The following is a 618-nucleotide window of genomic DNA, read 5'->3' on the forward strand; positions in this document are numbered from 1 at the left end:
CAACGGGCCAAGAATGTTGAAAATGGTGCGCGTTTTCATGGTTTGGCGCACAGGCATCGCGTGGCGAACGCCTCCGTGATATTGAGGCGCGAACAAGAAGGCAACGCCAATGTCGTCAACCGCTTTGCGGGTGTCTTCAGCACTCATTGCTAGGTTGATGCCAAACGAGTCCAGTAAGTCAGAAGAGCCGGATTTACTTGATACGCTGCGGTTGCCGTGTTTCGCGACCTTTAGGCCACATGCTGCTGCAACAAAGGCGGCCGTCGTCGAGATATTGATAGTATTGTGACCATCGCCCCCTGTTCCTACGATGTCTGCAAAGTCGTAATCAGGGCGAGGGAACGGGTTCGCATTCGCCAGTAGGGCTTTTGCTGCACCGGCAATTTCATCAGGCGTTTCGCCTTTGATCTTTAATGCTGTTAATGCCGATGCCATTAAAATTGGATCAAGCTCGCCGCGAATAATAATGTCGAATAGCTGTTGGCTTTCTTCTTGAGTCAGTGATTGCTGTTCGTACAGTTTGTTGATGATTGCTTCCATAGTTTCTCTCCCCATTTCCTTATGCGTTATTTTTCTCAAGCGCCCATTCAATCGCGTTGCCCAACAAGGTTGCGCCGT

At 50.2% G+C, this 618-nt stretch carries 1 protein-coding gene; it reads right to left on the bottom strand.

Annotated features, from left to right (window positions below):
- Window positions 1-540 (bottom strand): anthranilate phosphoribosyltransferase (gene trpD, locus R7E38_RS23095; RefSeq protein ID WP_318082180.1); only part of this gene is annotated, 540 nt, incomplete at its 3' end.
- Window positions 541-618 lie beyond the last annotated feature (78 nt).

The organism is Vibrio sp. Vb2131 (assembly GCF_033338535.1).
Classification (GTDB): domain Bacteria; phylum Pseudomonadota; class Gammaproteobacteria; order Enterobacterales; family Vibrionaceae; genus Vibrio; species Vibrio alginolyticus.